A 13,084-nucleotide genomic window follows, 5' to 3' on the forward strand; every position below is an offset into this window, starting at 1 on the left:
CTGGGTGTTGGAGCGTGGGGGGGGGGGCCGGGGGCGGCCCCCCCCCGGGCGGGGGCGGGGGGCCCCCCCCCCCCCCGGCGGGGGCCCCCCCCGGGGGGGGGGGCCCCCCCGCGGCCGGGACCGGCTGGTTGTATGTCCTGCCCGCCCTGGTGATGTACGCGGTGTTCGTCCTGCGCCCGCTCGTCCTGACGCTCCAGTACTCGCTCTACGACTGGAACGGCATCGGGGTGGCCCGCTGGGTGGGCCTGGACAACTACCTCACCGTGTTCACCGACAGCGACCTGCTGAAAATCATCGGCAACGCGATCGTCCTGATCGTCTTCTTCAGCTTCATCCCCGTCGCGCTGGGGCTGTTGGTGGCGAGCATGGTCCGCCGGATCACCACCGGCGTGTTCGGCACCGTCGTCCGGACCATCCTGTTCCTGCCGCAGGTCATCCCCCTGGTGGCGGCGGGCATCGCGTGGAGCTGGCTGCTCTCGTCGAACGGTCTGGTCAACCAGGCGCTGCGTGCGGTCGGACTGGGTGGCGTCGCCCGCGCCTGGCTCGGCGACTTCGACACGGCGCTGCCAGCCGTCGGCGTCATCGGGGCCTGGGTCCTGCTCGGCCTCTGCACGATCCTGCTGGTCACCGGCATGAGCAAGATCGACCCGGCGCTGTACGAGGCGGCCCGCCTCGACGGTGCCGGTCCGGTCCGTGAGTTCCTCGCCGTGACCCTGCCCAGCCTGCGTCAGGAGATCGGCGTCTGCCTCACCGTGACGATCATCGCGGCGCTGGCGAGCTTCGACATCGTCTACATCTCCACCAGCGGCGGCCCCGGTCTCCAGACCACGGTGCCGGGCCTGGAGATCTACCGGCTGGCCTTCTCGCAGCGGCAGGTGGGGCTCGCCTCGGCGCTCGCTGTCGTACTCATGCTGCTCGTGCTGGTGTGTGTGCTGCCGATCCAGCGCCTGAGCCGAGGGGACAAGCAGTGAACTTGAGCCGTCGCGAACAGTTGACCGGCCGTGTCTTCCTGATCGCCCTGATCGTCGTCACCCTGCTGCCGTTCGTGAGCATGCTCTCGGCGGCGTTGCAGCCCCGGGGCACAGTGCCCAGCGGGCTCGAGTGGCCGTCCGACCCGCAGTGGGGCAACTTCGCCGACGCCTTCACCGCCGCGAACATGGGCGCCCTGCTCCGCTCCAGCCTGCTCATCGTGGCCGGTGTCGTACCGGTGTCGGTGCTCATCGCGACCATGGCCGGCTTCGGGCTCGGTCAGCTGCGCGTCCCCGGTGGCCGGCTCGTCTTCGGTCTCTTCCTGCTGGGTCTGACCCTGCCGTTCGAGGCCGTGGTCACGCCGCTCTACTACCAGATGCAGGACCTCGGCCTGCTCAACACCCGCTGGGCCATCATCCTGCCGCTGATCGGGCTCTACATGCCGTTCGCGGTGTTCTGGATGCGGGCACACTTCACCAACGTGCCGGTCGAGTTGTCCGAGGCGGCCCGGGTGGACGGCAGCAGCACGTGGCAGTTGTTCTGGCGGGTCCAGGTGCCGCTCGCCCGGCCGGCGATCGCCTCGCTGACCATCCTGATGTTCCTCTGGACGTGGAACCAGTTCCTGCTCGCCATCGTCCTCGTGGACGACGCGACCAAACGCACCATGGCCGGGGCGCTCGGAGCGTTCCAGGGCCAGTGGGGCACCGATCTGGTGCTGCTGTGCGCCGGGTCGCTGCTGATCCTCACCCCGACCCTCATCGTGTTCCTGATCTTCCAGCGACAGTTCATCAAGGCCCTGATCCAAGGGTCAGTGAAGGGGTAGGCAGTGGTCACAGAGCCGCAGATCCACGGCGACGTCGACGATCGCTTCGGACGCGTCGCCGACGTCTTCCGCGACAACTTCACCTCCCGGGGAGAGGTCGGCGCCGCGGTCACCGTCTACGTGCGGGGCCGCAAGGTCGTCGACCTGTACGGCGGGGTGGCCGACACCCGTACCGGGCGGCCCTGGGACGCGCACACGCCGGTCGTCGTCTTCTCCTGCACCAAGGGGATCCTGGCGATCTGCGCCTACCTGCTGGCCCAGCAGGGCCGGCTCGACCTCGACGCTCCCGTGACGCGCTACTGGCCGGAGTTCGGACAGCACGGCAAGGCGGACATCCCGGTGCGCTGGCTGCTCACGCACCAGGCAGGTCTGCCCGCGGTGGACCGACCGCTGACCCTCGACGAGGTGCTGGCGTGGGATCCGGTCATCAAGGCGATCGAGGCGCAGGCCCCGCTGTGGGAGCCGGGCACGGCGCACGGGTACCACTCGATGACCTACGGCTGGCTGGTCGGAGAGGTGATCCACCGCATCACCGGCCAACTACCCGGCGCGTTCTTCGCCGACACCGTCGCGGGCCCGCTCGGCCTGCGTACCTGGCTGGGGCTCCCGGCCGCCGAGAGTGACACCGTCGCCTGGGGCGTGGCACCGCCTCCGGACCCGGACCCGTTCGTGGACCCGGTCGCCGAACGGGGCATCACCATGGGTGGCGCTTTCGCCTTTCCCGCCGACGCGGACGGCCTGGTCAGCTTCAACGACGACGCCATCCGGGCCGCCGGTGTTCCCGGCGCGGGCGCGGTGAGCACCGCCGAGGGCCTCGCGCGCCTCTACGCCGCCTGTGTGTCGGAACTCCAGGGTGGGCCGCTGCTCACGGCGGCGTCGGTGGACGACGCGGTGGTGGTTCGCTCGCGTGGTCAGCAGCGGCACGGCCCGCCGGACACCGGGCAGCGCTGGGGCACCGGCTTCCTGCTGCACTCGCCACCGGCCCGGCCCCTGCTGGGTGAGCTCAGCTTCGGCCACGACGGCGCGGGCGGCAACCTGGCCTTCGCCGACGCCGAGCATCAGGTGGGCTTCGGCTACGTGGTCAACCAGATGCGCGGGATGGGCGACGAGCGCGCCAATCTGCTCACCGCCGCCCTCCGAACCTGTCTCCAGGACTGACCCTCCCCGGGTTCCGCCCCCTGGGCGTCGCCTCGGTCGATCATGAAGTTGTTGCCACCGTCCACGGCGTGGACGGTGGCAACAACTTCATGATCACCGGGGTGGGGCAGCCGGATCGCGGCGAGGGCATCGCCCGGCCCCGGCCCCGGCCTCAGGGCTTGGACTGGCCTAGCAGCCAGCGCAGGATGCTGGCGTCCTCGTAGGTCGGCCCGAACGCCGCGTGGTAGTCCGGTACCGAGAACGCGGCGTCGGCGTACTCGGTGTAGCGCACCAGATCGGCGGTCTGCTCGGGCGTCTTGCCCCGGGCGGCGTACGCCTGCCGCAGCAGGGCCGTGGAGTTGCGCGCGCCCGAGACGTTGAGTAGGTGGTCGTGCTCGCCGTGCGTGACCCACACCGGCACCTCGGCCGCCGCGATGGCGGTCGCCTGGGTGGCGTTGACCGGGAAACCGCCGGTCACCAACCCGCCGGCGAACAGGTCGGGACGCTTGGCGAACGCCTCCCAGAGCAACTGCGAGCCGTACGACACAGTGGTCGCGTACACCCGACGGGTGTCCACCGCGAACTGGCCGACGAACTGGTCGAGCAGCTTGACCAGCAGGTCCGCCTCGGCGACTCCACCGACCCGCTGGTGCTGGGGCGCCAGGACGATGACGTCCTCGGCGGTGCCGGTCCACTGCGGTTGGAGCCACGCGGTCGCCGGGATGTCGGCGGCGAGTTGGACGCCGAGGTTGTCGCCGTCCCAGCCCATGCCGTGGCCGGGCAGGACGACCATCAGTGGGTACTTGCGGCCCGGCTGGTAGTTCTTCGGCAGGTGGTAGTGGTACGGCAACACCATTCCGCCGCTCAGGAACGAGCCGTAGGTGAACTCGTCGACCAGTTGGTTGACCGGCTTCTCGGTGACGGGACGGGATGCGCGCGGGGTGGCCCGGGCGAGCACCGGCCCCTTGCCGGCCCCGCGGCCGGGCTGGCCGTGCACGTCCTTGCGTTGCACGACCCGGGTCGGCAGCTCGGGATTGACCTTCACGGTGCAGAGGAAGGTCGGGCACTTGGAGACGATGACCGTCGAGCCGCCGGTGTCGACGGGGTTCAGTTCGACGATCACGTACCGGCCCGGCGCCGATCGGTGGTCGGCGCGGGTGCCGGGTGTTCCGTTGGTGTAGGTGTGGGTGACGGTCCGGTCGGCGAGCTTCGGCAGGTCCTCGATCGGGTTGAAGCGGAAGTTGTAGATGGTGTCGGTGACCGAGAACGTGCCGGTGTCGAGGGTGCGCGGGTTGACAGTGGCGGCGTACTCGATCGCCACCGCCGAGACCTTCTGGCCGTAGGTGTAGACGGTGGTGATCGGGGTGATGCTGCGGATTCCGTCAGTGCTGCCCGTGCCGCCGCCCGCGCTGCCGTATGCCGTGCCGGAGGCGCCGGCCAGGACGAGGGTGGCGGCGAGCGGGATCAGTCCTTTTCGCAGTCTCATGGGGGTCCTTTCTCGGGGGTGGTGCGCTCAGTCAGCGATCCCGCCGGGGGACCGGGAGTGGGACGGGTCGGAGCGAGTCGGTCGCTAAACTGATTTAGCAGAGCATCGATTGCGGACCCGGCGGTGTCAATACCGAACGCGCAACGAGCCGGGAACCCGCGCCGCCGGCGGCCCGGACCGCTCTGACCGCGCGGTCGACCCCTCCCGCGAGCACTGCAACAAACCTGCAAGCGTCAGCTATTGCCTTTCCGGAAACCGCTTTCCTACGATTGCGTTACATCGATGTTCCATTTGACGGTCGTGTGAGCGATGGCACCGGGCGCACTCCGCTCGCACGGCACAACCCTGCTTCTACCAGGGCGCGAGCGATCTCGATGAAATCTGTGCGATTGACTGCCATCAATCTGGAATGTTGTCCGTCGGCAGGTGTGGTCGCGATGTCCGTCGAGTCGAAACCTGGAACGAGACGAATGCGAAGGTGAGGCGACATGAGACGACCAGTCGTGTTGCGACGTCAGGCGGTGCTGGCCGCGGTGGCCGTGGTGATCGCGGTCGGGGTGGCCCTACCGACCCCGCAGGCTTCGGCGGCGGTCGGCAGCGCCACCGGCTACGCCACCCAGAACGGCGGGACCACCGGCGGCGCGGGCGGGCAGACGGTGCGGGCCACCACGGGCACGGCGATCCACGCTGCTCTGTGCGGTCGGCCCAGCAGCAGCACCCCGATCACCATCGAGGTGAGCGGGACCATCAATCACGGCAACACCAGCAAGGTGTCGGGGTCGAGCTGCAACACCGCGGCGGGCGTGATCGAGCTCAAGCAGATCAGCAACGTCACCATCATCGGGGTCGGCAGCGCCGTCTTCGACCAGCTCGGCATCCACATCCGCGACTCCAGCAACATCATCATCCAGAACGTGACGGTGCGGAACGTCAAGAAGTCGGGCTCGCCCACCTCCAACGGTGGGGACGCCATCGGCATGGAGAGCACGGTCCGCAACGTCTGGGTCGATCACGTCACCCTGGAGGCCTCGGGCGGGGAGTCCGAGGGGTACGACGGCCTCTTCGACATGAAGGACAACACCCAGTACGTGACGCTGTCGTACAGCGTCCTGCGCAACTCCGGTCGGGGCGGCCTCGTAGGGTCCAGCGAGAGCGACCTCTCGAACGGCTTCATCACGTACCACCACAACCTCTACGAGAACATCGACTCCCGCACGCCGCTGCTGCGTGGCGGGGTCGCCCACATCTACAACAACCACTACGTGAGCCTGCACGAGTCGGGGATCAACTCCCGGGCGGGGGCCAGGGCCAAGGTGGAGAACAACTACTTCCGCGACTCCAAGGACGTCCTGGGCACCTTCTACACCAACGAGCGCGGCTACTGGCAGGTCGCCGGCAACGTCTTCAACAACGTGACCTGGTCCAGCCCGGGCAGCGAGAACTACCCCGCCGGACCGAACCCGACCTCCAACACCACTGTCAGCATCCCGTATTCGTACCGTCTCGACGGGGCGAGCTGTGTGCCGGACGTCGTTCGTCAGACGGTCGGTGCCAACACGGGCCTGAAGGTGTCCGACGGCAGTTGCACGCCGCAGACCCCGCCGCCGACCACCCCGCCGCCGACCACGCCCCCGCCCACGACGCCGCCGCCCACCACGCCACCGCCCACCGGCGGGACCAACCTCAGCCTGGGCGCCGGCGCCGACGGCTCCAGCAAGGCCAGCGGAACCAGCTACGGCAATGTGCGTGACGGCAACCTGAGCACCTGGTGGTCGCCGGCCGGCTCGACCGGCACGATCTCGATCAAGTGGGGCTCCGCGACCCAGGTGTCCCGGGTGGTGATCCGCGAGCCGTCCGGTACCCAGGGCTCCATCGGGTCCTGGCAGCTGATCAACAACGACAACGGAGCCGTCCTGGCCTCCGGCAGTGGGGCGGGGTCGATCACCTTCCCGGCCACCGCGATGAGCAAGGTCAACTTCAAGATCAACAGTTCCAGCGGTACGCCACGGGTCGGTGAGTTCGAGACGTACGCCAGCTAGAACCTGTTTCAACACGGCGGTCGCCGTCGGTCACCTTCGCCGGGGGCGGATGCGGTGCTGAGCGGTATACCTCAGGGGTGTGAATCTGCCTCTGAGGTATACCGCTCCTCGGCGGATCGCCGTGGGCGAGGCGGCCGAGCGCGCCGTCACGAATCCGTGGACGGCAGAGTGTCCATGAAGGAGCTGACCGAGAAGACCGCTCGCCCGGGCCCGGCGGGGCCGTACCCGGGCGGACTGGACAGGCCGTGGGCGTCCATCGTCGCCCGGTAGGCCTCCAGCAGGCGGACGTGGTATTCGAGCGGGGCGCCCTGCGGGTTCGTCCGGCCCAGCGGTGTGGTGGGCTCCGGGCACCAGGTGGTGAAACGGGGCGTGATCCCCCGGGACATGAAGTAGTCGAGCCCCTCGGTGGTGGAGGCGATCGCCTCGTCGACGCTGGTGAAGCCGTGCGGGGCGGCCATCTCGACGCCCGCCACGAAGTTCGGGATCACGTTGCGCGGGCCGAACACCTCGGCCGAGTCGAGAATGCGCCGGTGCCACTCCTCCCGACCGACGTACCGCTCCTTGCCCGGGCAGTACAACTCGAACAGCCGCTTGTCCCACACCTCGTAGTTGGGGTGGTAGATGCGGATCCCGTAGTCGTGGAACCGCTGCACATCGGCTCGGGGGAGCGCCTGGGCCACCACCTTGCCGATCCACCGTCCCGGAAACCGCTCCTCGATCGCCTGCGCGTACTGGCCGTAGAAGTCGGCCTCGGCCAGCCCGTTGACCTGCGAGGTGATGCTGCCACCGGTCAGCGTGTACGCCTGCGACGCGCGATCGACGTCGTGTCGGTTGATGATCTCCAGGGCTTCAAGGACCTCGTCGACGGGCTTGACCCCGGTGTAGGGCCGGCCGGCCTGCTTGTGCTGCCGCCAGTTGTGGTTGATGTCGCAGTACTGGCACTCCTCCTTGGCGCCGAAGTACTGGCAGACCCGGAACGCGGTCAGGTAGATGAGATAGCCCCACTGGATCGTCGGGGCGACCTCCATCACCGACTTGCCGTTGGCGAGCGTGTGACGGTAGTACGCCGGCATGGGGGGCAGCCCGACATCGGCGATCGGCCGCCCGTCCAGGAACAGGCGCAGTCGACCGTCGCTGTCGGTGCCGACGCGGTACGGCGAGCTGGGGTTGGTGCGGACCGAGACGACGGTGCGACGCAGCTCGTACGGACCCCCGGTGAGCACGATCTCCTCCGGTGGCCGGCGCAGCGCCGCCGTCCCCAACTCGGGCAACGTCCGGTGATCGAAGGAGAAGATGAAGTACGACTTCGGCTTCACGTCGCCGTGCTCGTTGTCGGTCAGTGCCGCGTCGTCGAAGGCGAGCCCGCCCCGCAGCAGGTCCTCCTTGAGGACCGCCTCCCGCGGCACGTGTGGAAAACGGCTCATCAGATCTTCGACGAGGTCGGTGCGCGACGTCATGCGGTTCCTCCCGAACGCGGTACGCCGCACCGGGTGGCCGGTGCCACCCGGTGCCGGCTGATCAGCTCTGCTTGGTCTCCCAGAAGATCTTTGCGATCTCCTCGATCCTGCCGAGGAGCTGCTCGGCGACCGCCGGGTCCGCGGCGCCCTTCGCGCCGCCGGCACCTGCCAGCTTCGTCGCCTCGTTGAAGAGGCCATGCAGCTGGGGGTACCTCTCGAAGTGCGGCTGCTTGAAGTAGTCGGTCCACAACACCCAGAGGTGGTGCTTCACCAGCTCGGCGCGCTGCTCCTTGATGAGCAGCGCGCGGGTGCGAAACTCCGGGTCGTCGCTGGCCTGGTACTTCTCGGAGATCGCCTTGATGGACTCGGCCTCGATGCGGGCCTGCGCCGGGTCGTAGACGCCGCAGGGGAGGTCGCAGTGCGCGCTCGCGACGGTGCGTGGGCGGAGAAGGCGGGACAGGAACATCGGTTTCCCTTCGACGGTGGCGTTCGGCCGACGCACGTGCGGGCGCGGCGGCCCGGACGTGATCATCCAGGGACGCTAGAACCTCAACCGCACTTCATGTCAAGACCGGGTCGATGGCGGGCCCTGTTTCCGGATGAGCGTCAGCAGGGCGGCGTGCGTCCGCTCGTCCGCGGCCACCACGAGACCGTTCCCACCGGCGTGCAGGGGCTGGCCGTCGAGCCCGGTGACCACGCAGCCAGCCGCCTCGCAGAGCGCGATCCCGGCCGCGAAGTGGACGCTGTTGCGCAGGTCGTGGCGGTCCGTCACATACGCGGCGCGGCGGCCGGCGGCGACCCAGGCCACGGCCAGGCTGGTGGAGACCACCCGGGGCCGGAACTGTTCGACGAAGCCCTCGTCGGCGAGCAGGCGGGCGGCCAGGAAGACGTCCCGACTGGGAAAGGGCGGGTCGAGGTTCAGGTCGACAAGCGTCGACTCGGCCGACGGGACGAGTCGCTCGTCCGTCCCCGCGCCCCGGACGTACGCGGCGGTGCCGTCGGTCCAGAACACCTCATCAGCGAACGGGTCCACCGACGCCGCCACTGTGACGTCCGGCCCGACCCGCAGGGCGATGTTGACCGAGGCCAGCATGGTCCGCGCGGCGAAGTTCAACGTCCCGCACAGCGGGTCGACCAGCCAGGTGCGCCCGTTGTCGCCGGCACCCGTGCGCCCGCTCTCCTCGGCCACCACGGCGTCGTCCGGACGCGCCGCGCGCAGGACGTCGATGATGGCGTGCTCGGCCTCGACGTCGGCGGCGGTGGCGAAGTCGCCGGCGGTCTTCATGACGCGCGTCAGTTCTGAGCCGTACCGGGAGCCCACGACTGCGGCTCCAGCTTCGGCCGCCTCGATGGCCAGCGCCTGGTCTGTGATCGACATGCCCGAACCATAGGAGCCGAGTGCAATGTCACATGACAGCCCCGCGCTCGGGCCGTGGGTCACCGGGCAGGTCAGTCCGACAGTTCGATGATTGGTAGTTGACTGACGACCGCTGTCATGATCATGGGAGCGTCGCCGTCACACTGGTTGACCGAGACCGCGACCCACCGCCCCTCGGTCACCGTCGGCCCCCACACGGTCAGGTCGCCGTAGCAGTCCAGGTCACAGAGCGACTGGAACAGCACCGGCATGGGTTCACCGGCCTGGTCCCGAAACAGCGGCACCCGCATGGAGACAGTGCGGTGCGCGCCCCACCTCTGGGTCAACTCCGCTACGACGAGGGCCAGGTTCGCCTCGGCGGCCTCCTCTGCCTGGTTCCATTCGGCGCCGTACACACCCGTCAGGGCGTCGCTCTCCCAGAGCGGGGCGATCCGAAAACCCTCGCCCCGGGTGCCGGTCCACTCGCCGGTGACCGGCTCCCCCTCGCTGACCGGCACGCCGCCCGTGGGCAGGTCCGCGGCGAGCAGCGAGTCGATGTCGGACACCGTCCGACCCGTGTCGAACACCTCGCCGGCCCGGCCGGTCATCGGGCAACCCCTCTCACCGCTGTCGGCTTGAACCTCATCATGCCTACCACCTGTCTCAGTCGGAGTGCGGCCCTCGATCATCGCCCAGACCGCGATCGTCGGGGTGGGGCTGCCACTCGTTGCAGGCGGTGGGCCGCCGCCCGCCAGGCTGACCTGGTGGGCGGCGGTCACTGCCGCATCAGCAGGCGCAGTCCGGCGGCACGACGTAGAAGAAGACGCTCGTGCTGCTCGCCTGGTAGGTGGCGTTGCCGCTCCAGGAGAACTCGTACTGGAACTGCGGGTAGGTGCTGGCGTCCACTGTCGGTGGCGAGTCGCGGTAGGAGAAGGTCCCGTCCACGGCGGTGGTCACACTCGGCAGGTCGACGGAGGAGCCGTCCGAGCCGAACCGCCGCACTGTCAACCGCAGCTTGCCGCCGACCGACTCGGCGTTGCCATCGATGACCTTGCCCTCGACGACGGCCTGCTGGCCGTTGAGCAGGGTGCGGTCGGGCGAAGTGGCCTCGATGCCGGACAGCTGCTTCCGCACTGTGCCGGTGATCGTGCCGGTGGACCTGCGATGTGTGTCGTTGCCGTCCCACGTGACGGTGTAGGCCACCTGACCGGTCCTGCTCACCGTGTCGCCGAAGCCGAAACCGCAGGAGGCGTCGGTGGTGACGTCCGGCAGTCGCTTCGCCGCACCATCATTGATCCGTCGGCTCACGTGAACCACGGTCGGGCCCTGGCAGGCTCCGACGTCGTAGGTCACGGCACCGGTGACCCGGAACGGCAACCCGAGGTACGCCGGGTCCAGCACCTGCCCCGTGACGTGCGAATCCGGGGAGGACACGGTCACCTCATGGCTGGCGGACGGTGCCGCGTACACCGGGTCGCCGTCCCAGCTGACGGTGTAGACGTACCGGCCGCCCTGGGTGGGCGTGTCGAGGACGGTGAAGGCGCCCAGGCTGTCGGTGGTGACGCTGGGCAGTTGCTGGAGAGCACCGTCGAGGCGGTTGTTCCAGATCGTCCGGCTAACCACCAGCGTCTGTGGTTGCGCGGGGGCCTTGCCGTCGAGGCCAAGGGTGCCGGCGAGCGACAACTGTCTGCCGTCCCTGCCGTTCGCCGGCCCGTCGAAGGTGAGAGTTGCGGCCCGACCGGCGACCTGGACGGACACCGAGGCAGTGCTGCTCTGGTATTTCTCGGCCGGGAACCAGTAGGCGTCGTAGCGGAGGTGGCCGCTCACCGGAGGAGCGTCGGTGAGCGTGAAGGTGCCGTCGACCGCGGTGGTGGTGTGGAGCGTCGTCCAGGGCTCGTCCTGCACGACGCGGTTGACGAACAACTCCTGCGCCCCCGGCTCGGCGCCGTCCTCCAGGGTGAGCCGGCCGGTGATGGTGATCGGGTCGAGAGCGGTCGCTGAGGCGGGTGCGCTCAGCGAGATGGCCGACGTGGGAAGCGTCGGATCGTCGGCCATGGTGGCGGCGGCTGGCAGGGCCGAGTTGGCGGCGGCCGGCCCGCTCACGCCGAGTACGCCGGCGGCGACCAGGGTCACCGTGGCGGTCGCAACGGCAATCCGGCGCGGCAGTGCGGCACGGACCCGTGCGGAAACTGATCGGTACGGCATGATCCCCCCGTCTGGGCGACACCTCGTCGCCTCCGGGATCATGGCTGGCCCCTCCGACAGGAAACCACCCGACTCCGCCGACGGATCCGACATCCTCACATGTCGATAAACGCGACACCGCCACGGGCTTTTCCCGGACCTCCCTGCGACGGCCGGGGAAGGTCAAGAGACCGCTGTCCGCACCAGCTCGGTGAGCTTCTTCTCCACGGTCGAGCTCCACTGCTGCAACGCGTACGCCACCGGCCAGAAATCCCCGTCGTCGAGGTTGGCCGGGTCCTGGAAGCCCACTGTCGAGTACCGGTAGTTGAACTTGCCGGAGTCCTGGAAGAAGACGACGATCTTGCCGTCCTCGTTCGCGTAGGCGGGCATCCCGTACCAGGTCTTCGGCGTCAGACCCGGGGCGGCGGCGGTCACCGTCACGTGCACCCGCTCGGCGAGCGCGCGGTCCTCCGGCTCCATCTGCGCGATCCGGTCGAGGACCGCCTGCAGCCCGTCCGCCTTCTTGGCACCCTTCTTGCCCTCGGCGCGCAGCTCGTCGGCGCGCTCCTTCATCGCGGCCCGCTCCTCGGCGCTGAAGCCGGCGGACCCGGTCGTGGTGGTCTTCGCGGACATTCTCGGGCTTCCTCTCGTCGTCTGGCCCGGCGCGCTGCCGACTGCCTGGGGAAAGGCTAGGCCGGGTGGCGCTCGCGAGCTTCTCGATTCCTGATCGTTCGACGACGCCCTCCTGCCGATGCGGTGCCGCTGCGGGGTGACCTGGGCCTCTCGAAGGTGCTCACCAACCCGACCGGTGGCTAGGTTGCTCGGCGAGGGCGAGCGAGCGTTCCGGGGGGAATCAGACATGAGCACCACCGCCGACCAGATGGCGACGGCGTACTTCGACGCGATCGAACTCCTCTGCCGGGTGACGCCGAAGGGCTGGTACGCCGAGCGGGGCACCGCTCGCGCGGGGCTCACCCACGCCAGCGTTCCGGCGCTCAACGGGGTCCTCGAGACGGCCACCGAGCCGGATCTCGCGGCCATCGACGGGTTGGCGACCGAGGTCAGCCGGCAGACTCCGCACTGGTCGATCATCATTCGCGGTGCGGCGAGCGACGAGGTCGCCGAACTGGCGGCCCGGCACGGGCTGCGCGGACGCAGCGACCTCCCCCTGATGGCCTGCGCCACCGACGACATCGTGTTCCGGGCCGGCTCGACCCAGCAGGCGCTGGTCCGCCGGGTCGGATCCGCCGAGAGCGACAGGTACACCGACGCCCTCACCCGGAGCTTCGAGGCGCCCGACGGTGTCTTCGGCCCGCTGATGGGCGGCGCGGTGCTCGATAGCGACGCCATCACCGGGTATCTGGCCGAGGAGTCTGGCAGCCCTGTCGGCACCGGGCTCGGCATGCGCACATCCGGCGTGATCGGGGTGTTCAACGTCGCCGTCGTGCCGTCCGCCCGGGGCCGCGGCCTGGGCCGGGCGCTCACCGAGGCGGCGCTGCGCGACGGTGTCGCCGCCGGCGCGGACGCCGCGTACCTGCACGCCAGCCCGATGGGTCGACCGCTCTACGAGGCGATGGGCTTCGCGCTCGTCGAGACCTGGACCGTGTTCCAGGCAGCCTGACCGACGCGATC

The 13,084-nt window shown here is 69.4% G+C and carries 12 protein-coding genes; 5 read left to right on the top strand and 7 right to left on the bottom strand.

All coding sequences use genetic code 11. The features are described from left to right. Positions 1 to 128: 128 nt before the first annotated feature. From ACFYPG_RS18130 to ACFYPG_RS18140, 3 genes are read left to right on the top strand one after another with little or no spacing between them, the layout of a single operon-like run. Positions 129 to 971 (top strand): carbohydrate ABC transporter permease, encoded by an 843-nt coding sequence (locus ACFYPG_RS18130; RefSeq protein ID WP_387352930.1) that lies wholly within the window; start codon positions 129 to 131, stop codon positions 969 to 971. Continuing rightward, positions 968 to 1,792: a carbohydrate ABC transporter permease gene (locus ACFYPG_RS18135; RefSeq protein ID WP_124860646.1), complete on the top strand. Its 825-nt coding sequence runs from the start codon at positions 968 to 970 to the stop codon at positions 1,790 to 1,792. Before ACFYPG_RS18130 ends, ACFYPG_RS18135 begins: the two co-directional genes overlap by 4 nt. A 3-nt stretch (positions 1,793 to 1,795) precedes the next feature. Further along, the gene (locus ACFYPG_RS18140) at positions 1,796 to 2,950 is read left to right on the top strand and encodes a serine hydrolase domain-containing protein (protein ID WP_355006916.1); all 1,155 of its coding nucleotides are present in this window, start codon (positions 1,796 to 1,798) and stop codon (positions 2,948 to 2,950) included. Between the two features lie 151 nt (positions 2,951 to 3,101). Here the strand turns inward: ACFYPG_RS18140 and ACFYPG_RS18145 are convergent, their stop codons facing one another. Further along, the gene (locus ACFYPG_RS18145) at positions 3,102 to 4,415 is read right to left on the bottom strand and encodes a hypothetical protein (RefSeq protein ID WP_387352933.1); all 1,314 of its coding nucleotides are present in this window, start codon (positions 4,413 to 4,415) and stop codon (positions 3,102 to 3,104) included. 488 nt (positions 4,416 to 4,903) lie between these two features. On the opposite strand from ACFYPG_RS18145, the gene ACFYPG_RS18150 reads away from it, so the two are divergent. Continuing rightward, positions 4,904 to 6,454 (top strand): polysaccharide lyase family 1 protein, encoded by a 1,551-nt coding sequence (locus tag ACFYPG_RS18150; RefSeq protein WP_387352934.1) that lies wholly within the window; start codon positions 4,904 to 4,906, stop codon positions 6,452 to 6,454. Between the two features lie 146 nt (positions 6,455 to 6,600). Here ACFYPG_RS18150 and ACFYPG_RS18155 read toward each other — a convergent pair whose 3' ends face one another. The 6 genes from ACFYPG_RS18155 to ACFYPG_RS18180 form a co-directional block, all read right to left on the bottom strand. After that, positions 6,601 to 7,911, bottom strand: coding sequence for a radical SAM protein (locus ACFYPG_RS18155; RefSeq protein WP_355006913.1), 1,311 nt, complete (start codon positions 7,909 to 7,911; stop codon positions 6,601 to 6,603). 61 nt (positions 7,912 to 7,972) lie between these two features. Continuing rightward, positions 7,973 to 8,377 carry a superoxide dismutase, Ni gene (gene sodN, locus ACFYPG_RS18160; RefSeq protein ID WP_355007081.1) on the bottom strand — a complete coding sequence of 135 codons (405 nt, stop codon included), beginning with the start codon at positions 8,375 to 8,377 and terminating at the stop codon, positions 7,973 to 7,975. A 99-nt stretch (positions 8,378 to 8,476) separates the two neighbouring features. After that, complete coding sequence (locus tag ACFYPG_RS18165; RefSeq protein ID WP_387352936.1) at positions 8,477 to 9,289, bottom strand: inositol monophosphatase family protein; 813 nt, start codon at positions 9,287 to 9,289, stop codon at positions 8,477 to 8,479. Positions 9,290 to 9,360: 71 nt separating this feature from the next. Beyond that, the gene (locus ACFYPG_RS18170; RefSeq protein WP_355006911.1) at positions 9,361 to 9,876 is read right to left on the bottom strand and encodes a hypothetical protein; all 516 of its coding nucleotides are present in this window, start codon (positions 9,874 to 9,876) and stop codon (positions 9,361 to 9,363) included. A gap of 178 nt (positions 9,877 to 10,054) precedes the next feature. Then, positions 10,055 to 11,473 carry a hypothetical protein gene (locus tag ACFYPG_RS18175; RefSeq protein ID WP_387352938.1) on the bottom strand — a complete coding sequence of 473 codons (1,419 nt, stop codon included), beginning with the start codon at positions 11,471 to 11,473 and terminating at the stop codon, positions 10,055 to 10,057. Between the two features lie 162 nt (positions 11,474 to 11,635). After that, complete coding sequence (locus ACFYPG_RS18180) at positions 11,636 to 12,085, bottom strand: iron chaperone (RefSeq protein WP_387352940.1); 450 nt, start codon at positions 12,083 to 12,085, stop codon at positions 11,636 to 11,638. Positions 12,086 to 12,311: 226 nt separating this feature from the next. Here ACFYPG_RS18180 and ACFYPG_RS18185 point away from each other — a divergent pair, with 226 nt between their 5' ends. After that, entirely contained in the window at positions 12,312 to 13,073 is a 762-nt protein-coding gene (locus tag ACFYPG_RS18185) for a GNAT family N-acetyltransferase (protein ID WP_387352942.1), read from the top strand. The last annotated feature ends 11 nt before the right edge of the window (positions 13,074 to 13,084 follow it).

It is taken from the genome of Micromonospora sp. NPDC005553 (assembly GCF_042871765.1).
GTDB lineage: Bacteria > Actinomycetota > Actinomycetes > Mycobacteriales > Micromonosporaceae > Micromonospora.

Bases quoted from the DNA above. Each gene is read 5' to 3' on its own strand.
- ACFYPG_RS18145 (WP_387352933.1), bottom strand. From the start codon at position 4,415: ATGAGACTGCGAAAAGGACTGATCCCGCTCGCCGCCACCCTCGTCCTG.
- ACFYPG_RS18150 (WP_387352934.1), top strand. From the start codon at position 4,904: ATGAGACGACCAGTCGTGTTGCGACGTCAGGCGGTGCTGGCCGCGGTG.
- ACFYPG_RS18155 (WP_355006913.1), bottom strand. From the start codon at position 7,911: ATGACGTCGCGCACCGACCTCGTCGAAGATCTGATGAGCCGTTTTCCA.
- sodN (WP_355007081.1), bottom strand. From the start codon at position 8,377: ATGTTCCTGTCCCGCCTTCTCCGCCCACGCACCGTCGCGAGCGCGCAC.
- ACFYPG_RS18165 (WP_387352936.1), bottom strand. From the start codon at position 9,289: ATGTCGATCACAGACCAGGCGCTGGCCATCGAGGCGGCCGAAGCTGGA.
- ACFYPG_RS18170 (WP_355006911.1), bottom strand. From the start codon at position 9,876: ATGACCGGCCGGGCCGGCGAGGTGTTCGACACGGGTCGGACGGTGTCC.
- ACFYPG_RS18175 (WP_387352938.1), bottom strand. From the start codon at position 11,473: ATGCCGTACCGATCAGTTTCCGCACGGGTCCGTGCCGCACTGCCGCGC.
- ACFYPG_RS18180 (WP_387352940.1), bottom strand. From the start codon at position 12,085: ATGTCCGCGAAGACCACCACGACCGGGTCCGCCGGCTTCAGCGCCGAG.
- ACFYPG_RS18185 (WP_387352942.1), top strand. From the start codon at position 12,312: ATGAGCACCACCGCCGACCAGATGGCGACGGCGTACTTCGACGCGATC.